This window comes from Streptococcus parasanguinis (assembly GCF_019929185.1).
Taxonomy (GTDB): Bacteria; Bacillota; Bacilli; order Lactobacillales; family Streptococcaceae; genus Streptococcus; species Streptococcus parasanguinis_O.
This window is the reverse complement of sequence record NZ_JAHZPC010000007.1, coordinates 62,691-86,762: the sequence shown is the minus strand read 5'-3', so window position 1 is coordinate 86,762 and position 24,072 is coordinate 62,691. Positions and strand designations below refer to the sequence as shown.

Sequence of the window (24,072 nt, the reverse complement as noted above, 5' to 3'; positions counted from 1 at the left end):
CACATTGGTTCGTCTTGTTCAGTTTTCAAAGGTCTTTGTCGCTCTCGCGCGACAACTATATTAGTATATCATGACCTCACCTTACTGTCAACACTTTTTCTCAAAAAAATTTATTTTTTTGAAAGTTCATTTATAAACTGTCAACTTTCAGCTTTTAAATTGAATTTTTAAAGTCCTTTAGATAGTTCTCCAATTTCTTTTTCATTTTTGTTTTTCCTAGACATCTTCTGTTTGCTAGTAATGCTTCATATTGTTCTTTTTCTTTTACGGTTAATTTTTCTTTAAAACGTTTTAATGCATCTCTCAGAACAACCAGCTCATCTAAATATATTTTTCTTGATGAAATTCTGTGACTAATTTCTCCAATTTCAATATATGGAAGTCTATTAATTTTTCTTTTATCACTTTCCTGTTGTCTTATTTTATCTTTAATATGATTTCTAAATTTTGTTTTGAAATATGTATAAAGTAATCCTTCATTTGTTTCAATTTCAGGATTTTTTTGATAAAGTTCAAAGAGTGTTAGCTGTCCTTCTTGTTCCCAATCATCCTTTTCCCATAATTGAATATAATATTCTTTTTCACATTTTCTTACGATATATTTTACTTTTTGATACATTTTATTAAATTCCATAAGCTCTCCTTTACTTTTATCTGTATTTTATAAAAATAAAGAAGCCCATTGGACTTTTTTTCTATTCTGCACGTTTTTTTAACTATTTGGTTATTATTTTTAGCTATTTTGTCCAAATACACAAAAAAACTGCCACTTGGTGACAGTTTATCGATAGTCCGTACGGGATTCGAACCCGTGTTACCGCCGTGAAAAGGCGGTGTCTTAACCCCTTGACCAACGGACCATTTTTACAACATATTCTATTATACAGAATATTTTTACTCTGTCAACACTTTTTTTAATAAAAAAAGAAGGAAATATTTTCCTTCTTTTGAATTAGTTATTTTCTTCTAATTTTGACTTAATCTCATCATATGATAGAGGTTTTGCTTCTTCTTCTAATTCATGCTCTGAATTTTCAGGCATTTTTCCTGTTTCATATAATGATTTAATTTGAACACTATCCAAGGTTTCATATTTTAATAGAGCTTCCGCAATTAATTTATGCGTTTCTCTATTTCCTTGAATAATTTCTGCCGCTTTATTACGGGCTTCATTCAACAGACTACGAACTTCTTCATCAATTTCGTAAGCTGTTCGTTCTGAAATCATTTTTTGTGGACTTTGAGCACCAAACATTGCATGATTTCCTTCATATTGGACCGGTCCAAGTTTTTCACTCATACCATATTCTGTCACCATTGCACGCGCCATTTGGGTAGCTTGTTCAAAGTCATTTGAAGCACCCGTTGTTTGCGAATTGAAAATAATTTCTTCGGCAACACGTCCTCCCATGAGCCCAGCTAATTGTTCTTTCATATCTTCTTTAGAAAGTAACATTTGATCTTCTTTAGGAAGGGCAATCATGTAACCGCCTGCACGACCACGTGGAACAATCGTAACTTTATGAACTACACGAGCATTTGATAAGACCAGACCAACAATTGTATGACCAGCTTCGTGATAAGCAACCATTTCACGTTCTTTTTGTGAAATCGTCCGATCTTTCTTAGATGGACCTGCAATAACACGATCTTCTGCTTCATCGATATCAGCAGCATCAATTACTTTTTTATTTCGACGAGCTGCAACCAAGGCTGCTTCGTTCAAAACATTTTCGAGATCAGCACCGACAAATCCTGGTGTTTGTTGAGCAACCAATTTCAAGTCCACATCTTGAGCAAGTGGCTTATTCTTAGCATGAACACGAAGAATTGCCTCACGACCTTTCACATCTGGACGTCCAACCAATACTTTACGGTCAAAACGGCCAGGACGAAGAAGGGCAGGGTCAAGGACATCAGAACGGTTAGTTGCTGCGATAACAATGATTCCTTCGTTGCCTTCAAAACCATCCATCTCAATCAAGAGCTGGTTAAGGGTTTGTTCACGTTCATCATTTCCGCCACCAAGACCTACACCACGTTGGCGCCCAACAGCATCAATTTCATCGATAAAGATAATGGCTGGTGCTGCTTTTTTAGCATCTTCAAAAAGTGAACGAACCCGGCTAGCGCCGACTCCGACAAACATTTCAACGAAGTCAGAACCAGAAATACTGAAGAATGGCACTCCAGCTTCACCAGCTACTGCTTTTGCTAAAAGGGTTTTACCAGTTCCGGGAGGGCCTTCAAGAAGCACACCTGCTGGGATTCTTGCACCCAATTTAGTAAAGCGTTTTGGATCTTTTAAAAATTCAACAACTTCAACAAGTTCTTGTTTTTCTTCTTCAGCTCCTGCTACATCTGAAAAACGAACTTTAATACCTTCTTTATTAGCAGCGCGGGCTTTATTACGACCAAAGTTCATGGCACCGCGGGCACCTCCGCCACCGCCTTGGTTCATCATTGAGAAGAAGAAGAACATGACGATAACAAATGGAACAATTGAAGTCAGAATGGTTATCCACATGCCACTTGAGCTTTCACGTTTGATAGTGATTTCCGCTTTGTGGTCAGCTGCTAATTTTTGTAATTCATTGACAGTGATGTCAGATGGAAGGATGACACTAGTAAAGCGAGATACTTTTTGAACACTTGGGGTAAAAAATTGAATTCCTGTATCATCTTTTGATTCTTTAGCTTTATTATAGGTCCCTGCAATTTCAATCACACTACCATTTGGTTGGTAACTGATCGTTTTTACATTATCATTTTTAATTTCTTTGACCAATTCTGTGTAGTTGATTTGCTGACTTTGACCAACTCCATTACCCGCAAAAAAGTACTGGAACCCTGTCACAGCCGCTACAATAATCAACAAATACAGAAATGGATTTCGAACAAAACCGTTATTTTTTCTGTTATTCATCTAGTCTCCTCTATTTTGAGTACACTTCCTCTTTTAATACACCAACATAGGGTAGGTTACGATAATTTTCATCATAGTCTAAACCATATCCTACAACAAACTCATTTGGAATCGTAAAGCAGGTATAATCTGCTTCAATCTCAACCAAACGTCCTTCAGGTTTATCCAGTAAGGTAGCAATCTTCACAGATCCTGCATTTCGTTCTTCAAAGAGTTCTTTTAGACTCTTGAGGGTTTTACCTGTATCGATAATATCTTCTACAAATAAAATATCTCTACCAGTAATATCTTGGTCGATATCCTTGATAATATTAATAATACCTGAGCTTGCTGTACCACCATGATAACTTGAAACCAGCATAAAATCCAATTCAATATGTGTATCCACGTGGTTGATCAACTCTGCCATAAATGGAACAGAGCCTTTCAAAATTCCAACAAAAATTGGATTTTTTCCTTGGTACTCTTTTGTTAGGGTTTCCCCCAATTTCTTTGCTGCTTCTACAATTTCATCATGTGAAACCAATACTTTTTTTATATCTTTTTCTAACATGTTTTTACCTATCTATTTTTTGAATATAAAGATCATCTTTCATTATACCACTTTTTGAGGGCTTACTCAAATCACTCGTTACCAATCCCACTACAGAAAGAATATTATGATTCTGTTCTATAATGAGAGCCTTTTGCCGAAGAGAAATTGGAATTTTATGGTTGATAAACCACCGCCTTAATTTTTGATGGTGGCCATTAACAAGCAGCTGATCTCCTTCCTTTCTCCTTCTAATTAAGATGGGAGTTTCGCGTGAAACAGAAAGAATTTCTACATTTTCCCCTACTAATGGTTGTCCAAAAGATAGTTTATAATTTGCAATTTCAAAAATATTCCCAAATTCTAACAAAAATGGGAGGGGTTGGTCATCCGACTTTTGACTGATTTTTTGTATTTCAAAGAAATCATATTCTTGATGTAGTTCATAATTCGACTTTAAATAATGAACGCAATTTCTTTTTTTTCGCAGTAAATCTAATAATTCTTGAAACTGTACCCTACCAAGTTGCAAATCTGGAAATTGTGCCAAATACTCTTCTAATAAGAATGATTGTACAGAATCAGAATACGTTCTAAAAGAAGCTAAATCTTGAATACTTAACTCGCTAGTCAATTCTTTCAGGGCTTGGTGCCAATGAGTCACTTCCTCTGCTAAATAACGAAGACTTGCTTGCATTTGAGGATTTTCTTTTTCAAATTCAGGAAGGTATTGATGGCGTACACGATTTCGGAAATAGTCCTGTGAGTCATTGCTACTATCTTCAAAGTGAGGGATTTCCATCAACTCATCTTTGGTAAAAATTAACAAAGGACGGATTAGCTCACCCTTGCCAAATGGTTGGCGTACAGGAATGCCACTTAAATGGCGTAATTTTGTTCCTCGTATCAAGCGCATGAAAGTTGTTTCAGCTTGATCATTTGCATGATGACCTGTTACTAAAGCAGTGCAATCTTCTTTCTCCATAATCTGTTTAAAAAAATCATAACGAAAGGTACGAGCTTTTGCTTCCGTAAAATCACCCGAATAGTGAGCCACATGAATACGTGTCTCTCGCCTATCAGCTAGCGTTCGAAGTTCACTTTCTTCTAAATCTGATTCTGGTCTTTGTCCATGATTGATATGAGCGAGTACCAGATGGATTTTCAATCGTTCTTTATTCTTATATAAAAGTTCATACAGATTCATTGAATCCAATCCACCAGATAAGGCAACTAAAACACGGCGATGGGGAGTAAATAGATCTTGTTTTTCACAAAACTCTAAAAATCGCTTTTCCATTATTTCAATACCTCATAGATATCCTTTGAAATGTTGGAAATCGTATCATAATTCGAATGATCTGTAAAAACGACTAGTACATAGGGTGAATTTGTGTATACAATCGCAACATCATGTCTAAAATCATAGGCATCTCCAATTTTATGAGCAACTTTTACTGGAAGGTCACGCGCAATCCGTTGATCATCATATTTTGTAGAGGAGAGTGCATCAATAATAGAGCCATTTTGTTGATAGACAGCCTCCATGACATTGCCAGCCATTTCAGCGGATGCTTCTCTTTTTTCAACATCCCAATGTTTCTTTGCAATTTTATCCAAAGTTTTTTGGAAGTCTTGATCTGATTGATGAGTGACATAATAATTCAAGATATTATGTCCAACATTATCTGATTCTTTTGCAATTTTATCTACCAACTCTTGAACACTATATTCTTTTCCATCTGGTGTTTTTGAAAGGCTACCACTTCCTTCTGGTTCATAGCCACCTTTGAAATCATTGACTTCTGGAATATATTTGTAGGTTGTAGTTGGAGAAATGGCTTTTTTATTGAGCTGTTCTTGGACGTAGTACAAGTATGGTAATTTCGTTACACTGGCAGAATACATTTCTTTTTGCGGATTGATTCCAGCAGTATTTCCAGTCGTTAATTGTTTTACATAGATTCCATATGAAGGAGAATTGTATTTACTATTTAACAAGTCCTGAACTTTTTCCATTCGATTATCTTTTTCAGTAACGAATGATTTGTTCACCCAGCCCTGACCTTCAATCTCCACAAACTCATCTCGTAAAGTCTTAGCTGTACGTAAGACTGTCACTTTTGTATAAGGAGAAAGAGGTGTATTTTTTTCTTTTGCACCATTTATTAAGGGTCGGTCATACACTTTAAAACCAGGTTTTAGCCACATGTCTTGTTTTTTTTCTTGTGTTTCTTGTACAACATCAGAAAAAATGACAGAAGAATCTGCTAATACATATCCTTTATCTGCTATTTTAAATACAGCTTTCCCTTCATCATTTACAAAGAGTTGTTCGATTGTAAACGGTGTGTTGGGAAGAATTTCTCCTTTTGCTTTTTTCAACTGAGGATCAGAAAAAACAGAAATTTTGCGATAGATATTAGGGTTCGCTGGAATTGAAGAAAAATAAAGTTCTGATGGATGAGCTATTGTCTGAGAAGACTCAGACTGCTCGACACTCGCTGCTTGAGACCCAATAAATAAAATTGGAACTAACAATAGGAGCAGAAATCGTTTAGACACCTGTATTCCTTTCCTTTTCATCCTTTTGAAGTTTAATCATTTGGTTTTTCTTTTTTAATTCCTCTAATTTTTCATCCGAAAATTCAAGAAATTGTTTAACTGTTTGTAAGATATTTTCCATCGGTTATTGGGGGAGTAAATCTGGGATGGTATAAACATATTCACCATCTTTTGAAAAAGAATACTTAGCGCGTGCATATTTTGTTGCATAATCATCGTCTTTTAATTTTTTAGCGATGTCTTGTTGGTATTCTTTTTGTTCACTTGTTTCTTTATACTCTTTTTCCAACTGTTTGTATTGTTCTTTTTTATCTTGTAGCGATTGATAGCTCTGGGCTAAATTATAAGTTGGAAGAATAAACAGTAACATGACCAATATCAAAACGAGCCCTAGAAAACGATTGCGTTTTTTTCTTTCTTCTTCTAAAAAACGTTTTCGCTGACTTTCGTCTTTGATATATTTATTGTTCATTTGAACGATATTTTTAGGCATCTTCTTCTATCCTTGTTTCACTAATTATTTCGTACATTTTGGATGCATCTTCTTTTTTTGTACTATCCAACATTTCCAAGACTTTAACCGTCAATACTTTATTTCCAAAACGAACTTCAATTTGATCATTCACTTTCAAATCCGTTGAACTTTTAGCTAATACTCCATTGACTTTGATTCGCCCTTTATCTGCAACTTCCTTTGCAACAGGACGACGCTTAATAATGCGAGAAACTTTTAAATATTTATCTAATCTCATACTGTCACCTCTAACATAGTATTGTAACATTTTTTATACATAAAATGCGAAAAATGAGCTAAGAACTGCTAGTCCTCTTCTTTTTCCTGTTTAATTTCCAATAAGGTTTGACCAAATTGCTTCAGAGCTTCTAAAATTTCAAAATCTTTCTTATTTCGAATATCGAAGATCACCTCAATCAATCCTTTTTCTTCTGCAATCTGTGCCTTCAACTGTGTCATTGACAGAGCTTTGAAATAATCCTGTGTTAAAAACAGTTGTTTGGCAATAGGTTCAAATTTCACTGTCACTTTTTGTTGTTTTCTCTCAACAAGACGGACAAAAACTTGATCCAAGTAAGCTTTCACTAAACCAATTTCTAGTAGGTAGGCCACAACATCTGGGTATTCTCCAAAACGATCGATCAATTCATCTTGCAAGTATTCATAGTCCGTCGCAGAATTCATTTCACGAATTTGTTTGTAAATTTCAATTTTTTGACGTTGATCTGAAATATATTCATTAGGTAAATACGCATCTATTTGAAGGTTCAACTCTGCATTGCTCTTTTGCCTGCGATGCTCTTGGCCTTGTTTCTTAGCAATAGCTTCTTCTAACAATTGAGAATACATTTCAAAACCAACTGAATCGATGAAACCAGATTGAGAAGCTCCAAGGATATTCCCTGCTCCACGGATCGATAAATCTCGCATAGCAATTTTAAATCCAGAACCCAACTCAGTAAAACCTTTAATAGCTTCTAAACGTTTTTCAGACACTTCTGTAAGAGATTTGTCTGGACGATACATCAAATAAGCATAAGCAATTCGATTGCTTCGTCCCACACGACCTCTTAGTTGATAAAGAGTTGAAAGTCCCATATGATCCGCATTTTCAATAAAGAGTGTATTGGCATTTGGAATATCCACACCTGTCTCAATAATGGTTGTCGTCACTAAGACATCGTATTCGCCATTAATGAAATCCAACAGGGTATTTTCCAGGCGAACTTCACTCATCTGGCCATGAACAAAGCCAATCGAAGCCTCTGGAATCAACTCTTTTAATTCAGACACTTTTTGTTCAATTGTATCTACCTTATTGTAAAGATAATAGACCTGTCCTCCACGATCCATCTCCCGCAACACAGCATCTCGAATAATGGTTGGATTGGTCTCTAGTACAAAAGTTTGCACAGGATACCGATTGGTCGGAGGTGTTTCGATGACAGACAAATCTCGAATTCCTAGCATAGACATATGAAGAGTTCGAGGTATAGGGGTAGCTGTCAAGGTAAGCACATCCACCTTTTTTTTCAATTCTTTCAAGGTTTCTTTGTGCTTCACTCCAAAACGTTGTTCTTCATCGATCACGATTAAGCCTAAGTCTGAAAAAACAACATCTTTGGACAAGAGCCGGTGAGTTCCAATAATAATATCCACTCGTCCTTTTTTCAACTTTTCAAGCGTTTCTTTCTGCTCTGCCTTACTCTGGAAACGACTTAAAACAGCAACCTCTACTGCAAAAGATTCAAAACGCTCCTTAAAATTGGCATAATGTTGTTGGGCAAGAACAGTGGTAGGAACCAGCACTGCTACTTGTTTATGATCATTTACTGCCTTAAAGGCTGCTCGCATAGCGACTTCTGTTTTCCCAAAACCGACGTCTCCAACCAGCAATCGGTCCATCGGACGATTCGATTCCATATCTTTTTTGATTTCTTCAATGGAACGTAATTGATCATCTGTTTCAATATATGGAAAATCTTGTTCAAAAGCCTCTTGATTTTCATCATCTTTAGAATAGGCAAAGCCTTCTAATTGACTACGCTCCGCATAAAGTTTTATCAAATCATCTGCAATGTCCTCTACCTGGGTCTGAACCTTTTGCTTCGTTTTTTGGAAACGCCCATCATTTAACTTGTTAATTTTTGGCGCTTTTCCATCACTTGCAACGTATTTGGACAACATCTGAATCTGATCGACAGGAATCGAGATGCGATCTCCATTTTGATATTGAATTGAAACATAATCACGATGGACACCCGAAATTTCAATCGTTTCAATTCCCAAATATTGACCAATACCATGAACTTGGTGAACAACATAGTCCCCTTTTTCCAGTTCATTATAATTTTTTAGACGTTCTGCATTGGAAATATTTTGCCTGCGAATCTTTCGCTTAATCTTTTTCTGATAAATCTCTGATTCTGTAATGTAGACAATTTTTTCATCAACAAATTGAAAACCGTGAGCTAATCCTCCAACGACTAATTGACTAGCTTGAGGAATGATCGTATCCCCATCAATATAATCTAATCGAATCCCATACTCTTCTAAATTTTTATGGAGCTGTTGAAGATTGTGATGAGAAGTTGCTTGGACAATAACAGTATAGTTTGATTTTCGATACCGTTCAATTTCCTCTTTTAGTAAATCAAATTGTCCAAAAAACTCCTGCATGGGATATTGATTGAATTGATACAAATGATCAAACTTCAGATTTCCTAATCCTTTTTGAAAGTTTGAAAAATAAGTTGCAGGCGTATATTTTCGTAATGTTGTACTGGTGTCTGCAAAATACACTTGGCGAGAAGAAGCTCTATTTTTATGTAAATCTTCCGTCAAGAGATTAGCTGTATCTAGTTCAAATCTCGCTATTTGGTCTGCTATTTTTTGATAATCATCCAGAAAGACTGGAGTATGTTTAGGGAGATAATCGAATAGGGTATATTGCTTTTTGTAAAAGAAACTAATAAATTTCCTAAGATCCGGATGGAGTTTCCTTTGAGAAATATCTCCCAGAATTTCTGCTAGATAAGATTTAAATTCTTCATTTGCACTCTGTTCTTGCAATTGTTCTATTTGCTGCTGACCACGGATAAAATCTTCCTCTTGCAACAATAGATCACTCACTGCCTTCAGTTGAACTTCTTCAACATTTTCAACAGAACGCTGACTTTCTGGGTCAAAGATTCGGATTCCATCAATCTCATCTCCGAAAAATTCAATCCGATAGGGTTGGAGTTGGTCGATCTCAAAGATATCTAAAATATCTCCTCGTAGACTAAACTCTCCCTGTTGCAAAACTTGGCTCACCTTTTGGTAGCCAATCTTCTGTAATGTTTCACTCAGAGTAGTTAAGTCTATTTCTTGACCAACCTTCAATTGAAAAATGCTAGATGCAAAAACTTTAGGAGAAGGTAATAGTAGTTTTATACCACTCACATTGGTCACAAGGATGCCTTGACGATCTTCTTGACATAAAAAGTTCAAAGCCTCTAATCGTGCAAATTGCCTTTCTTGTGAAGCAAAAACAAATTCTGCTAAAGGGTTATCATCTCCCAAAAATGTATGGACTTTCTCTTCTCCAAGTAAGGCAATAAAATCACTGGCCAATCGTTCTGCTTCGTTATAACTGGAAGTAATGAGGACTGCTTTTTCAATAGAATCAAAGGCTGAAGCCATTACAATAGCCTTTGTGGTCGCAGACAATCCTAAGATCAATTCCCTATTATTTTTTTGCAAACCTTGTTGCCAGGATAGAAAGTTGGAGTTTTGACTCACTAAATCAATTACATTCATCTACTTACCCGTTGTATTTCTGCATGATTCTTTCAAAATTTTCTTCTACCAAGTAATCGTTAACCGCTTCCTCTACTCGATCAATTGTTTGTAGAATAGTGATGTAATCGTCTTTATCAAATTTTCCTAAGACATGATGAACAACTGACATGCCCTGCTTAGGTCTTCCAATTCCAATCTTAATTCGATAAAAAGTCTGAGTTCCAATATGATTGATAATCGATTTGATTCCGTTATGACCTCCAGCTGATCCTTTAGCTCGAAGACGAATCTTGCCAACTTCCATATCTAAATCATCGTAAATAACCAAAAGATCTTCAATATCCAGACCATAATAAGTCAGAAGGGCATGGACTGCTTTTCCACTCTCATTCATGAAAGTGGTTGGCTTTACAAAATAGACCTTTTCGCCATTTAAAAATGTTGAGGCAATATCAGCTTGAAAAATTTTATCATGGGAGAAAGTAAGATTTAAAGACTTTGCCATTTGATCAACTAACATAAAGCCTACATTGTGTTTGGTTTCAAAATACTTATCACCTGGATTTCCCAATCCAACAATTAATTTCGTCATCTCTTTCCTTTCAAAACACTAAAAGGGTTGGAAATATTTTTTCCAACCTTTACATTTTTTTAACTCTCTTATACATTAAAACGGAATTCCATGATGTCCCCGTCTTGGACAACATATTCTTTTCCTTCTTCGCGCAAGCGTCCTGCTTCTTTTACAGCCTTTTCAGAACCGTATTTGACCAAATCATCATAGGACATGGTCACGGCACGAATAAATCCTTTTTCAAAATCAGAGTGGATGATTCCAGCTGCTTGAGGAGCTTTCATGCCACGTTTGAAGGTCCAAGCACGCACTTCTTTTTCACCAGCTGTGAAATAAGTGCCAAGTCCCAACAAGTGGTAAGCTGCACGCGTGAGTTTATCAACTCCAGACTCTGTTAGGCCAATCGCCTCTAAAAATTCTTGTTTATCTGCATCATCTAGCTCAGAAATTTCTTCCTCAGCACGCGCAGAAATCACCACGACTTCCGCATTCTCTGTTGCCGCAAAGTCACGAATTTGCTTCACATAGTCAATAGAATCTGGATCTGCAACAACATCTTCATCCACATTGGCTACATAAAGAACTGGTTTGGTAGTCAAAAGGAAAAGTCCTTTCACCACTTTTTGTTCTTCCTCAGTGAATTCAATGGTCCGAGCTGATTTACCATCTTCAAGAACTGGTTTGATTTTTTGTAGAACATTAAATTCCGCAACAGAATCCTTATCTTTTTGTGTACGAGCGATTTTTTCTACACGCGCATAGCGTTTATTGACAGACTCTAAGTCAGCTAAAATTAATTCTAAATTGATGGTATCAATATCTGCTAGTGGATCAACAAAGGCATCTTCACGACCTTGCTCCCGCATGACATTTTCATCATCAAAAGCACGCACTACATGGACAATGGCATCTACTTCACGGATGTTGGCCAAGAATTTATTACCAAGTCCTTCCCCTTTAGAAGCTCCTTTCACAATCCCAGCAATATCTGTAAATTCAAAAGTAGTCGGAACTGTCTTCTTAGGAGTAATCATTTCCGTCAATTTTTGGAGGCGTTCATCTGGAACTTCTACCATCCCGACGTTTGGATCAATGGTCGCAAAGGGATAGTTTGCGGCCTCTGCTCCTGCTTTTGTAATTGCGTTAAATAGGGTTGATTTACCAACGTTTGGTAAGCCAACGATACCTGCTGTTAATGCCATTTTTCTTTTTCTCCGTTCAAATTTCAATCTCTTTTATTATAACATAATTCAAAAGACAAGTGATGAAAAATGAAATATTTCATCACCTTTGAAACTAGATTTTTCATCAAACTGTAACGTTCTAAAAAGATAAAAATGGTATACTATATTTAACAATGAACAAAGGAGTTTTTCAGATGAAAAAACAAACATGGAAATCTATTTTTCTTTCTTTAATCGCTATCTTTACTCTCTTTCTTCTTGGAGCTTGTGGACAACAATCTGTTCAAAAATCCTATCTTCAGGCAATCAACCAAGAAAAGAAAACAGATGTTCGTATTACACTAGAACATAAAGGTGATAAAGCGATCAGTAACCAAACCACCACTACTATTTATTACAAAGAGGCGGGAGTTACGAAAGATCAATTAAAGGAAATGATCGATAAATATGATGAAGAATACAAGGATGTCAAAGGATTCACACATTCTGCTGAATACAAAGATGATTATATGGTTGAAAAAACAACACTAAATTATGAAAAGGCAGACTTAGATCAGCTAATTGAAAAGAAATTAGTAATGACACAAAAAGATAAAAAAGTCGACTATATCAGCTTTAAATCAACTTTTGATATGATGAAACAGGGTGGTTTCAAAGAAGTTAAAAATGGAAAATTTGAAGAATTAAAATAATCGAAAAGGTTCGGTCACATAAGTGACTGAACCTTTTAAAGTACTTTCTTCATTTTCTGTTCAAAATCATGGCGACTCATCATGACCACATGATCACAATTGCTACACTTGATTTTTATGTCTGCACCAAGTCGCGTAATTTCCCAACGATTTGCCTTCTTACCTGTTTCTTTAATCACACAAGCGTGGGGCTTTTTCATTTCTACAAAATCACCTAACGTATACATGATTCACCTTTGTTAATTTGTGCGAACTGGCGTAATCAATTGAATGAACCCTTGTTCATTTCCTTCTGGAACCAATGTAAATGGTCTAACAGAAGAAATAAAACGAATAACAACTTGTTCACTGTCAATAGCTTTGAGCGATTCAATCAAATAAGTTGGATTAAAGCTAATAGACAAATCCTCTCCTGAAACGGCGCTCGTATCGATCTCTTCATTTACTCGCCCAACTTCTGGTGAATGAACGTGAGAAGAAACTACTCCATTTTTGAACTCTAATTTAACCGTTCCGTTTTGAGTCGCATTTGAAAGAAGACGAGCACGCTCCATTGCAAATCGAAGGTTGGCCACATTGAAGGTTGCTTCTGTATTGAATTCTGTTGGAATGAGACGGTCTGTATCAGGATAATTTCCTTCTAGCAAACGGGTATAAAAACTAATGTGTTCACTTCTAAAGAGAATTTGATTGTTAGCAAAGAAAACTTCAACTGTTTCAATATCATCAGAAAAGACAGAGGTGAATTCACGAAGAGAGCGACTTGGGATGACAACATCAAAGTTGTCTCCATTTTTCTCCAGTGTAATCACTTTTTGACTCATACGGTGAGAGTCTGTTGCTACTGTTTTTAGCTCTTTATTATCCGATAAAACAAAGTGAACACCTGTCAAAATTGGGCGACTTTCTTGTACACTTGCTGCAAATGCTGTTTCATTAATTAATTGTTTTAATAATTTTGTTTCCAAAACTAATGGATTACTTGCAGCAATTTCTTGAATACGTGGATATTGATCTGCATCTTTTCCTTTAAGTGTAATTTCTGATTTTCCACTTGTTAAAAGAACCTGTTTTTGTTCAATCTCTTTAAAATCTAAAGTAACATCTGGTAAACTTGAAACCACATTAATAAAGAAAGTTGCTTCTAATAAAATAGAACCTGGAGAGGTCACCAATAAACCAGCATTTTCATCTTTGATAGAAATAAAGTTTTCAATTGAAATTTGGCCATTCGATCCAGATAAGGCAACTCCTTCTGGAGTGACATCAATTTTAATCGTGGAAAGAATTGGGATAGCATTTTTTGAACTAATTGCTCTTTTGGTAGTATTTAGTGCTTGTAAAAATAAAGTTTTGTTAATAGAGAAATTTATCATGGTCATTCCTTTTATTTATTTTATGATTAGTAAGTTAATAGTAATAGTAGATTGTGTGGAAGTTGTGGAAAAGTCTCAGAATCCTGTCTATGACTTAAAAAGTTACTTGTTTAAAAATTGTGCATAACCCCTAGAAGTTAAGAGGAAGTTATCCACAGATTAATTTAACTTTTTCTTGATACTTTGAATTTCGAGTCGTAGATTATCATCTGTGTCGACCATACTTTTAATTTTTTCATAGGCATGAATGACAGTCGTGTGGTCTTTCCCACCGAATTCTTTTCCGATTCGAGGAAGTGAGTTGTCCGTCATCTCTCTTGAAAGATACATAGCCACTTGTCGTGCTAGGACAATATTCTGAACTCTTCGCGAACCTTTGATTTCTTTTACACTGACTCCATAAAAGGCTCCAACTGCTTCCTGAATTTTTTCAATGGGGATGACAAGCGTCTTGCTATTATCATTTTTACGAGCTCGAATAGCTTCAGCTGCAACATCGATCGTAATTTCTTTTAGTTTCTTCACCTTCGCCATTAAAGAAATATCATTTAAGGCACCTTCTAAGTCTCGGACATTTGAATCAAACTGACCAGCTAGATATTCTAGTGTGTCATTAGGAAAAATATAGTCTAGATCTTCAATTTTATTCCGTAAGATGGCAATCCGAGTTTCAAAATCAGGTGGTGTTATATTTTGCGTTAGTCCCCATTTGAAACGAGTAACCAGCCGCTCTTCAAGACTGTCTAAATGATCCGGACTTCGATCGCTTGTTAGAACAATCTGTTTGTTGTCGCTATGGAGGGCATTAAAGGTATTAAAGAATTCCTCTTGAGTCGTGACTTTTTTCCCGCCGAGTGACTGGATATCATCGATCAGTAAGAGATCAAGACTTCGATAGGTATTCTTGAACGTCTTCATTTCTCCTAATCGAAGGTGTTCTAAAAATTCATTAATAAAGGTTTCTGCTGGGACATACTTAACCCGTGCGTTTGGAATATTTTCTAGGATTTGATTTCCAATTGCGTTCAATAGGTGAGTCTTTCCAAGCCCTGGTCCACCATAGATAAAGAGAGGGTTGTAAGTTGTTGCAAGATTTTCAGAAACTGCAAGCGCTGCTGCTTTCGCCCAAATATTTCCATCCCCTTGCACAAAATTATCAAAGGTGTACTTTGATTTCAGACCTGTATCAATTTTAGGCAACGGTTCGGTTGTTAAGCTACCTGAAGATAATCTCCTACTCTCACTGCTATGACTACTAGGAATTTCTTCGGTATCTTCAAAAACGAAATGGAACTTCAAATCTGTATTGTAGACTTCAAAGCTGGCTGTGATCAAAGCATTTTTTAGATTTGTTTCCCAAAATAATTCTTTATAATTCCCATCGAGATAAATGGTAGCTGTCTCTCCCTCGATTTTGACTAATTTTGAATCGGCGACAAAAAAATCATAGGCACTATCTTTTAGTTGTAATTGGGCTAATTCTAAAAAACGAGACCAAAATTGCTCTTCTTGTGACACTATCAGACTTCCCTCCTTTTCTTGAATTGTATCAAATCATACGTACTCCTATTCTACCACAAACAAAAATAGTTTTCCACAGGCTAAATTTCATGAAATTAAATTATAGTTTTAAACTTTTCCACAAGTTGTGAATTTAAATTCACATTGTTTTAAAAAGTTATCCACAAAGTGGGGATAACTAGAGAATATCCTTATTTTTCTGCTATTTACAAAAGATTTTTATGGTGGAAAAGCTTGTCAATACAAAAAATAAAAATAACAGCCTTATTTGAGGCTGTTGATAATTCGTTGGTATTCATCAAGACTGGAAAAAGAAATTTGGATAGTTCCTTTATTTTGAGAAGAGGAGTGTATCGTCACATCTGTTCCTAATATTTTTTTCAATCGTTGTTCCTCTTCTAGTAGGAAGCTCTCTTTTGCTTTTTTATTTTTCTGTTTTCTTTTTGAACTGATCTTGCTTTCTAATGTTCGAACATTTAAATGATCCTGTTTGATTCGCTCCAACCAAAAGCGCTGCTCTTCTTCATCAAGAGGAACAAGAACACGCGCGTGAGCCGAAGAAATATCATGTTGAATCACAGCTTCTTGAACAGAGGGAGCTAGATGTAACAAGCGAAGCATATTGCTGATATAGGGTCTAGATTTTCCCATAAATTGAGCGATTTGGTCGTGCTTATAGCCATGATCAACGAGCTTCTGGTAGGAGATAGCTTCTTCAATTGGATTGAGATCTTCTCGTTGAAGATTTTCAATAATGGCTTGTCGCATCATTTCTTGATCTGTTAACTCTTTAATAATCGCAGGAACAAGCTCTAATCCAGCAATTTTTGAAGCTCTAAAACGTCTTTCACCTGCAAGCAATTCAAAACCAATTATTGGAGATTTTCTGACAATAATGGGTTGAATTAAGCCATTTTCTTTGATTGACTGAGCCAGTTCTTCTAATTTTTCTTGATCAAATACTTTTCTTGGTTGGAAAGGATTGGTTCGAATGTCCTTTACCGCTATTTTTTCTAATTTTTCCATCTTATGAATAGAATAACACACCTTTACAAATTCGTAAAGGTGTGTTTACAAGTATGTCAAGAAAGTGAAAGTTAATCGCTCAGATCCTCAGTTGATTTTGTCAACTTGATAGAAGTTGTTTGTTGTTTTCCATCACGATAGAATGTGACCTTGATCGTATCATTGATTTGGTGAGAATAGAGGGCGGATTGTAAATCCGCAGTTGACTCGATAGTTGTATCATCGATCTTTGTGATGACATCATAACGTTGCAATTTATCTGAAGCAGGCATATTTTCAAGTGTTGAACGAACCAGTACTCCTCCAGAGATTTTTTCAGGAAGTTTTAATTGGCTTAAATCAGAAGTTGAAAGGTTGGATAAATCCATCATTTGGATTCCAAGAGCTGGTCGAACTACTTTTCCTTTTTCTTCTAGTTGCTTGATAATATTGACAACATCATTTGCAGGAATTGCAAATCCCATTCCTTCTACTGAAGTTTGTCCGTTATTTGAAATTTTACTTGAGGTAATTCCAATGACTTGTCCTTGAATATTGATTAATGGACCTCCAGAGTTTCCTGGGTTGATGGCTGCGTCTGTTTGTAGGGCGCGTGTAGAGATATTTTGTCCATTATCGGCTTTCAATTTCACATTGCGGCCTTGGCTGGAAATAATTCCTTGGGTAACAGAATTAGCATAATCTGTTCCAAGAGGGCTACCAATTGCAATTGCAGTCTCACCGACTGTTAATTGGTTTGAATCTCCGAATTCAGCTACTGCCTTTGCTTTATCCGCACTAATACGAACGACTGCAATATCAGAATAGACATCTGACCCAACTACTTCTCCGGGGACTTTATTCCCATCTGCTAAAAGAATATCTACTTTTTTAGCACCATTGATCACATGGGTGTTGGTAACAAGGTAGGCATATTTTCCTTCTTTTTTATAAATGACCCCAGAACCTTCACTAGAAATTTGTGAGTCAGAGTTTTCTTCTTTTTCAAATAACCCTTGATTCGAAGAATCAGAATAAGTAATCACAGAAACTACAGCATTTTTCACCTTGTCTACGGCCTCACTAGTTGAGGTTGTATTTTTATAAGCTGTTTTAACAGTGGTTGAGTGGACTTGCTTACTTTCAGTATTTGAAGTAGAAGAATGAGATGTTTGTAAGGTTAAAAAGGTTCCAAGAATACCACCTAGAAAACCTACAACAAAAATGAGGGCTATGTTTCCAACTTTTTTCAGTAAATTAGATGAAGATTTCATATTTTCCTCCTAAGGATATCAAATTGTCTAGAGTATAGAAAAACTTTCTTAATTATATCTTAAATAACTAAAGTTATCCACAAATTGTGGATAACTTGTAGAATTTAGTTGAGAAATGGCTTTAAAAAGGACTTTATAGAATAGATTTCCTTTCTATAGCTGTGGATTATTTGTGGAATTGAAGAATTATGCTACAATAGGGGAATGAAAATTAAATTGATAACCGTTGGAAAATTAAAAGAAAAATACTTAAAAGATGGGATCGCGGAGTATATTAAAAGGCTTGGTCGATTTGCAAAAGTAGAACAGGTTGAGTTAGTTGATGAAAAAACTCCAGATCGTGCCAGTCAACTCGAAAATCAACAAATCCTTGAAAAAGAGGGACAACGAATTCTCTCTAAGATTTCAGATAAGGAATATGTGATTGTATTAGCCATCGAAGGAAAACAATTTCCTTCAGATAAATTTAGTCAAACGATTGACCAGATTATGACATCTGGTTATTCAAACCTTACTTTTGTTATTGGAGGCAGTCTTGGTCTGTCTCCTGAAGTGAAAAAAAGAGGAAATCTATTAATGAGCTTTGGTCAATTAACTCTTCCTCATCAGTTGATGAAATTAGTGTTGGTGGAACAAATCTATCGTGCTTTCATGATTCAACAGGGGAGTCCTTACCATAAATAACCTTGACGCTCCTTCCTTTTTCTGCTAAAATGAAGTAAGTTCGGTCTCATAGCTCAGCTGGATAGAGCATTCGCCTTCTAAGCGAACGGTCGCAGGTTCGAATCCTGCTGGGATCAAATGAGAGATGCAGCTTTTGCTGCATCTTTTCTTTTATGTTAAAATGTATAAATTTTCATTTTCTATTAATTTTTGTATACTTTGCTATAGATTAATAGTGATGAAATGATTTATTAGGAATATTTTAAAAAAGAACTAACAATCCCTATATAGTGCAAAGTGTAGATTATATAAATTGTGTAAAATAGTTTTCATTCATGTAACAAAAACATTAAAAACATTACAATTTTACCTATTCCCTTTAATTTTAGGCTATTTTATATTATAATTTTTTGTATATAAAATTTTATTTTTTTATAATAATACTAGAGTATAATAAAATAGAAAAAACAAAGTGGGAGAGTTTGTGTGATTCAGTCATTAATCTTGTCTTTTCTCTTGGGAGGGATCATTGTTCTGACGTTTGCATTAGTGGACGAAAAAATCTATCAGGAACATCAATTTGCATTTATCTTTCTGCTGAGCACCTTTGTTCTTCTTTTTGAAAGTCTCTTAGTATTTTTAGATGTGACTTTATTTTCAAATATTCGACTCTCTGATTTAAATATGCTCTTATGGCCGGTTTATTTATATCCTTATTATCATTATGCCAATCGGACGAATCGCTTGTGCGCCATTTTTTATTCTTTTTTTACTTATTTAGCGGTTGAAGGAACAGCAACTTTTCTGACGATAATTGTCTCTTCAGTATTGGGGGATGCTGTTGTAGCAGCTTACTCGATTGTCTACAATATGTGCATTCGTTTGATTTCTTTAGGAATCATTTTGAAGTTAATTGACCTATTTGAATTTGATTTCACTCCTTTTTATGAGAAAGAATTTGAAAAATATTTAAAGAGACTCATCTGTGTCTATTTTGCTATATTTGTAGTGATTAATTTTGCTTTATGGATTAGTGAACAAGCGCAATATAAAAATTTTGGGAGTATGTTGGCAACGATTTGTTTTTTCTCTTTTGTAGTCAGCTTATTCCATATGAAAATCGAGCGAGATCAGTATCGTAAAAATTTAGAACTGGAGTATAAAGAATTTTCTGAGCAACAAATGAGTCGGTATATGGCTGAAATTCAAAGTCTCTATTCTATTGTCAGGGGATTTCGTCATGATTTGGGAAATTTAGTTATTTCTATGTCGTTAGCCATTGAGGAAGAAAATATTCCAGAAATACAGAGAATCCATAGAGAAGTATTGGAAAAAGGTTATAAAGAGATCAATACAGAAGCATTATCAGGATTCAACTTGGTCAATATCAAAGATTCTGCTTTACGAAGTATTTTGATTCGAGGCTGGTTGGATGCAAGAGATGCTGGGGTAGAAATGACCTTTGAAACGAGTGAACCAATCGAGCAACTACCAGTTGATTTATTAGATATCGTGAGAATCGTTGGGATTCTAGTGACAAACGCTTTGGAAGCTTCAAAAGAAGCAGAAGAAAAGAAAGTTCATATTGCTATTTTCTCTATTTCAAAAATTGTTTACTTAGTGATTCATAATACAACAAATGAAATCACTTTTGATATTAGAAAAATATATGAAGAAGGCTATTCGACAAAAGGAGAAAATAGAGGACTAGGATTAAATAATGTGAGAAAAATCTTAGCAAATTATGGAACGATGTTTTTAGAAACGGAATTGCAAGGAAATCGTTTTTTACAAGTTTTGAAGATTGGAGGATACGAACAAGAATGAAGATTTTTTTATTAGAAGATGAGCTCTCTCAACAGATACGGGTAGAAAAACATATTGCAGAAATTGCTAAGGAATTAGAAATTAAACTTGAAGTGATTTCTACCGGTAAAATTTCGGAATTTGAAAATTATATCCAGCATTCGGATATCCACCAATTATATTTTCTAGATATTCATATCCAAGACAATGAGTATTGTGGGCTGGAAATTGCTCAAAAAATACGAGAAGCAAATCCTTATGCCATTATTGTTTTTATTACTACAAAATCAGAATTCGCTTCGATTACCTATCGTTATAAAGTATCTGCCTTAGATTTTATTGATAAAAATTTGAATGAAGATTTATTTAGATTAAAAATTAAGGAGTGTATTGAGTACCTAACGACTATTCAAATTGGAAATGATGATTTGACAGATTATTTTGAGTATGACTTTAAGGATAAAAAGATAAAAATTCCATTTAAGGATATTCTTTATATTGAAACTGTTGGTTCGGCTTATAAATTAAACTTAGTTGGGAAAAATTTTCAAAAAGAAATTGCGGGAAGTTTATCAGATGTCTTGGAGAAAGATGTGGAGGAGAGATATTTCAGTCCCCATCAATCTTTTATCGTGAATAGAAGTATGATCATTGGAATGGATAAGAAAAAGAAACAGCTACTGTTGAAAGAAGGCTATTCTTGTCCAATCTCAAGAAGCAATATCAAACGTGCCAAAAAATTAATTGAAGAGCAAAATTTAGAATTTAGTGCTTGACAATTAGTTAAATTTTGATATAATGGGATATGTTCTGTTAATGAATATATGGTCCGTTGGTCAAGGGGTTAAGACACCGCCTTTTCACGGCGGTAACACGGGTTCGAATCCCGTACGGACTATATCTCATTCCGCCATAGCTCAGTTGGTAGTAGCGCATGACTGTTAATCATGATGTCGTAGGTTCGAGTCCTACTGGCGGAGCTAGTATAGCACCCATTTGGGTGTTTTTTTGTTTTGAAAAAGGCTAGGATAATGACTATCCTAGCCTTTTATTTATAAGTGAACCGATGGTTAGATTCCTTAACTTTTTCGTCTTTTTATTTGTCTCCATTCGTAGAGGAAAAAGAGAATGATTCCAACGAAAAAGGCAATGAGTCCTTCAATGAAGCCTTGGGGAACAAATGTTAAGGTGACTGTTCCGGATCCTTTTGAAACACGAACTCCCATTAATCCTTTCTGGATGCGATGAATTTTGATAGGTTTTCCATTTTGTTTAGCTGACCAGCCTTTATCATAAGGGAGTGTAAAAATAAGGGTAGTGTCTCTATTTGCGTTATAGGCTGCTACCAATTTGTTTTTCTTTTTGTGAATAGCAACTTCTTGCTGACGAATGCTAGCGATAGCTTGTGTGTATTGGTCAAGATCCAGAGCAAAAAATTCTGGTGTATCAAAAGAGACTGTCGAATTTTCTGGAAAACTCATACGAATAGTAACTGTTTCCTCTGTGTCAAAATGGCCAATCGAAAAGAATGGAAAGGCATTATCAATGGTATAGCGTTGAGTCTGTCCATTGTAGCTGATTTCAATATCTTTTCGATCATCGTTTGAAAATTGTAAATTTGGAACATTGACATATAGTTGGCTATGGGCAGGAACCGTTACTTCATATTGAATACTTGCGTAGGAAAGATGACTATCTTCTTCAATTTTTGCAGTTTGCAACGAAGATGTAGTATTTTGTGAAGTAGGCGAGAGAATATTTAATTTCTTATAAAATTTATATTTTTCATCTGTGATTTGATGGATGAATCGTGTCTGATTATCCAGTGTCAAATTCGTAAAGGAAGTATTTTTATAAGGTTTTGCTGACAGAAAGGCGATTGGTAAGGCATATTCGTTTTCTGAAAGTGAGACTCCATTTTTGGTTGCAATCTCTTTAAATCCAAATTTTTGAACAGGTTGTTGGCTTAAATTATAGCGAACACCAAATAGACTATCCATTAAAATAGAATTGTTTTGGTATCGAAGATTGAGGTTGGTTCCTTCAGATTTAAATCCTAGTTTGTCCAATGTCGAGCTAGCATCCGTATTTCGTACAGATGAAAATTGAGAAATTCCATTATAACCATACTTCATGCTATCATTGCCCGTTTGTGGCTGTAAAATCTCAGTCCGATAATTAGAGTCTGTCTTCTCTTTTACTAAGGATTGGATGGCTTTTAAGTCTCGTTCGTAGGATGACCGAGAAGCAAATACCCATTCATTCGCAATTCCTTCCATTTGATAATAACTATTCACCGATAATTCAAAGATGGAGAAAAACAGGATCGAAAGATAGAAAAGTCTAGGCGGTATCTTTTTTAGGATAAACCCTAAACAGACCAAATAGAAAGCAATTAAAAATTCAAAAGTAACAATAAAATTGACAGCATCTAAAAATTTATAGTGACTGCTGTAAAGGACAGTTGCTCCAAATCCTAGAATAAGGAGGAAATTAGCAAGACTAAAACGAATCCAAGTGATCTCCTCTATTCGATTTAGTACTTCTCCTGCCATCAGAATAATCGTCAAAGAAAAGATCCAAGAGTATCGATGAAGAAACATATTCGGCGCGTGCATACCTTGCCAAAGGAGATCTAATAATTGAAAACGAAAACTCAAAATAAGAATGGTCAAGAGTATAAAGTAAGAAAGTTTCACGTGAAACTTGATCGACTTTACAAAGAAAAAGGTAATCGCTAAAAGAAGTGGAAATAATCCCACGTAGATCATTGGAATTGATCCATATTTAGTAGTGTCAAAACTTCCAATGAAATTTTTTGCAAATACGTCAAGATACCAACTTTTTTCTGTAAAGATACTGTCAACCTTTGAAAAACTTTCTCCATGAGTGCGTAAATCTAAGAAGGTTGGAAATAACATCACAAGGCTTGTTATAACTGATAAAAGAGATACAATCACAAAATGAAAGAAGCGTTTTCCAATTCCTTTGATGTCCCATGACAGTTGTGTCAAGTACCATAAAATAAGAAAAATAGACATCATAAACCCAAAATAATAATTTTGGATAAACAAGCTGGTTAAGCTGATAAAGTAGAGAATCTCTCCCTCATTGTAAATGAGTTTTTTAAATCCATAAAGAATTAATGGTGCTAGGATAAAAACATCTAGCCAAGTTTTAATTTCAATTTGGCTGATAGCAAAGCTCATAAGAGCAAATGATGTTGAAAGGGTAAGAACCAGGGATCTAGGAATTTTAGAAAACATTCCATGTAAACTAATATAAGTGCTTAAGCCAATAGCTCCAAATTTAAGAAGAGTGATGAGGTAAACAGCATCTGGCATGGATTGTGCATTAAAGAAGTAGACAAGAGGAGAAAAGAAACTTCCTAGATAATAACTACTGAGTGCATAGAAATTAATGCCTAATCCACTTTGAAAACTGTAAAATAGGCTATCTGTCCCGTGTAAAATATTTCGAAGTGTGGTATCAAAAATGACATACTGATGATAACCATCTCCTAATAAGGGGGATGTATCACTGTTCCAGTAGATTCCTTGTGAGAGGTAAATAAAGAACATCATGATAGCCGGAATCAGGAAAGAAGATACTATAAAAAGGGATGTTTTTAGCTTTGTTTTATTCATATATTTCTAC

21 protein-coding genes and 4 tRNA genes are annotated in these 24,072 nt (G+C 35.3%); 7 read left to right on the top strand and 18 right to left on the bottom strand.

What is annotated here, in order from left to right:
• Positions 1-154: 154 nt before the first annotated feature.
• The 12 genes from K1I56_RS06030 to ychF all read right to left on the bottom strand — a co-directional run bounded on the left by K1I56_RS06030 (position 155) and on the right by ychF (position 12,096).
• Entirely contained in the window at positions 155-634 is a 480-nt protein-coding gene (locus K1I56_RS06030) for a sigma-70 RNA polymerase sigma factor region 4 domain-containing protein (protein ID WP_223325524.1), read from the bottom strand.
• Between the two features lie 154 nt (positions 635-788).
• Positions 789-860 (bottom strand) — tRNA-Glu (locus tag K1I56_RS06025).
• A 92-nt stretch (positions 861-952) separates the two neighbouring features.
• The gene (gene ftsH, locus K1I56_RS06020) at positions 953-2,926 is read right to left on the bottom strand and encodes an ATP-dependent zinc metalloprotease FtsH (RefSeq protein WP_223325523.1); all 1,974 of its coding nucleotides are present in this window, start codon (positions 2,924-2,926) and stop codon (positions 953-955) included.
• Positions 2,927-2,936: 10 nt separating this feature from the next.
• Positions 2,937-3,479: a hypoxanthine phosphoribosyltransferase gene (gene hpt / locus K1I56_RS06015; RefSeq protein WP_021154179.1), complete on the bottom strand. Its 543-nt coding sequence runs from the start codon at positions 3,477-3,479 to the stop codon at positions 2,937-2,939.
• Positions 3,480-3,483: 4 nt separating this feature from the next.
• Positions 3,484-4,758 carry a tRNA lysidine(34) synthetase TilS gene (tilS, locus tag K1I56_RS06010; RefSeq protein ID WP_023920007.1) on the bottom strand — a complete coding sequence of 425 codons (1,275 nt, stop codon included), beginning with the start codon at positions 4,756-4,758 and terminating at the stop codon, positions 3,484-3,486.
• On the bottom strand, positions 4,758-6,044 hold the full coding sequence (locus K1I56_RS06005) for a serine hydrolase (RefSeq protein ID WP_263280693.1): 1,287 nt from the start codon (positions 6,042-6,044) through the stop codon (positions 4,758-4,760). Before K1I56_RS06005 ends, tilS begins: the two co-directional genes overlap by 1 nt.
• Positions 6,016-6,144 carry an SP_0009 family protein gene (locus K1I56_RS09960; RefSeq protein WP_003009253.1) on the bottom strand — a complete coding sequence of 43 codons (129 nt, stop codon included), beginning with the start codon at positions 6,142-6,144 and terminating at the stop codon, positions 6,016-6,018. The genes K1I56_RS06005 and K1I56_RS09960 overlap by 29 nt, the downstream gene beginning before the upstream one ends.
• A 3-nt stretch (positions 6,145-6,147) precedes the next feature.
• A complete protein-coding gene (locus tag K1I56_RS06000; protein WP_003009251.1) occupies positions 6,148-6,516 on the bottom strand; it encodes an FtsB family cell division protein in 369 nt (122 codons plus the stop codon).
• Positions 6,509-6,775 (bottom strand): RNA-binding S4 domain-containing protein, encoded by a 267-nt coding sequence (locus K1I56_RS05995; RefSeq protein ID WP_003002258.1) that lies wholly within the window; start codon positions 6,773-6,775, stop codon positions 6,509-6,511. The genes K1I56_RS06000 and K1I56_RS05995 overlap by 8 nt, the downstream gene beginning before the upstream one ends.
• A 68-nt stretch (positions 6,776-6,843) precedes the next feature.
• Positions 6,844-10,338 (bottom strand): transcription-repair coupling factor, encoded by a 3,495-nt coding sequence (mfd, locus tag K1I56_RS05990; protein WP_223325521.1) that lies wholly within the window; start codon positions 10,336-10,338, stop codon positions 6,844-6,846.
• Positions 10,339-10,342: 4 nt separating this feature from the next.
• Positions 10,343-10,912 carry an aminoacyl-tRNA hydrolase gene (gene pth / locus K1I56_RS05985; RefSeq protein WP_049492782.1) on the bottom strand — a complete coding sequence of 190 codons (570 nt, stop codon included), beginning with the start codon at positions 10,910-10,912 and terminating at the stop codon, positions 10,343-10,345.
• Positions 10,913-10,980: 68 nt separating this feature from the next.
• The gene (gene ychF, locus K1I56_RS05980; protein WP_003009244.1) at positions 10,981-12,096 is read right to left on the bottom strand and encodes a redox-regulated ATPase YchF; all 1,116 of its coding nucleotides are present in this window, start codon (positions 12,094-12,096) and stop codon (positions 10,981-10,983) included.
• Positions 12,097-12,272: 176 nt separating this feature from the next.
• Here ychF and K1I56_RS05975 point away from each other — a divergent pair, with 176 nt between their 5' ends.
• A complete protein-coding gene (locus K1I56_RS05975) occupies positions 12,273-12,770 on the top strand; it encodes a DUF1307 domain-containing protein (RefSeq protein ID WP_049495817.1) in 498 nt (165 codons plus the stop codon).
• A gap of 35 nt (positions 12,771-12,805) precedes the next feature.
• Here the strand turns inward: K1I56_RS05975 and K1I56_RS05970 are convergent, their stop codons facing one another.
• The 5 genes from K1I56_RS05970 to htrA all read right to left on the bottom strand — a co-directional run bounded on the left by K1I56_RS05970 (position 12,806) and on the right by htrA (position 17,946).
• Positions 12,806-12,997 carry a DUF951 domain-containing protein gene (locus tag K1I56_RS05970; protein WP_003002008.1) on the bottom strand — a complete coding sequence of 64 codons (192 nt, stop codon included), beginning with the start codon at positions 12,995-12,997 and terminating at the stop codon, positions 12,806-12,808.
• Between the two features lie 12 nt (positions 12,998-13,009).
• On the bottom strand, positions 13,010-14,146 hold the full coding sequence (gene dnaN / locus K1I56_RS05965) for a DNA polymerase III subunit beta (protein WP_223325520.1): 1,137 nt from the start codon (positions 14,144-14,146) through the stop codon (positions 13,010-13,012).
• 159 nt (positions 14,147-14,305) lie between these two features.
• Complete coding sequence (dnaA, locus tag K1I56_RS05960; RefSeq protein ID WP_223325519.1) at positions 14,306-15,664, bottom strand: chromosomal replication initiator protein DnaA; 1,359 nt, start codon at positions 15,662-15,664, stop codon at positions 14,306-14,308.
• Between the two features lie 267 nt (positions 15,665-15,931).
• Positions 15,932-16,693 carry a ParB/RepB/Spo0J family partition protein gene (locus tag K1I56_RS05955; protein WP_223325518.1) on the bottom strand — a complete coding sequence of 254 codons (762 nt, stop codon included), beginning with the start codon at positions 16,691-16,693 and terminating at the stop codon, positions 15,932-15,934.
• 71 nt (positions 16,694-16,764) lie between these two features.
• A complete protein-coding gene (gene htrA / locus K1I56_RS05950) occupies positions 16,765-17,946 on the bottom strand; it encodes a serine protease HtrA (protein ID WP_223325517.1) in 1,182 nt (393 codons plus the stop codon).
• Positions 17,947-18,150: 204 nt separating this feature from the next.
• Between htrA and rlmH the strand changes: the two genes are divergently transcribed.
• From rlmH to K1I56_RS05920, 6 genes are all read left to right on the top strand, one after another.
• Positions 18,151-18,630, top strand: a complete 480-nt coding sequence (gene rlmH, locus K1I56_RS05945; RefSeq protein WP_021154165.1) for a 23S rRNA (pseudouridine(1915)-N(3))-methyltransferase RlmH — start codon at positions 18,151-18,153, stop codon at positions 18,628-18,630.
• A gap of 42 nt (positions 18,631-18,672) precedes the next feature.
• A tRNA-Arg gene (locus K1I56_RS05940) sits at positions 18,673-18,746 on the top strand.
• Positions 18,747-19,095: 349 nt separating this feature from the next.
• Entirely contained in the window at positions 19,096-20,436 is a 1,341-nt protein-coding gene (locus K1I56_RS05935) for a sensor histidine kinase (protein WP_021154164.1), read from the top strand.
• Entirely contained in the window at positions 20,433-21,191 is a 759-nt protein-coding gene (locus tag K1I56_RS05930; protein ID WP_003009229.1) for a response regulator transcription factor, read from the top strand. The genes K1I56_RS05935 and K1I56_RS05930 overlap by 4 nt, the downstream gene beginning before the upstream one ends.
• Positions 21,192-21,241: 50 nt before the next feature.
• Positions 21,242-21,313: transfer RNA gene (locus tag K1I56_RS05925), tRNA-Glu, on the top strand.
• Between the two features lie 8 nt (positions 21,314-21,321).
• Positions 21,322-21,395, top strand: a tRNA-Asn gene (locus K1I56_RS05920).
• Between the two features lie 99 nt (positions 21,396-21,494).
• On the opposite strand, the gene K1I56_RS05915 is transcribed toward K1I56_RS05920, so the two are convergent.
• Complete coding sequence (locus K1I56_RS05915; RefSeq protein WP_223325516.1) at positions 21,495-24,062, bottom strand: YfhO family protein; 2,568 nt, start codon at positions 24,060-24,062, stop codon at positions 21,495-21,497.
• Positions 24,063-24,072: the final 10 nt, after the last annotated feature.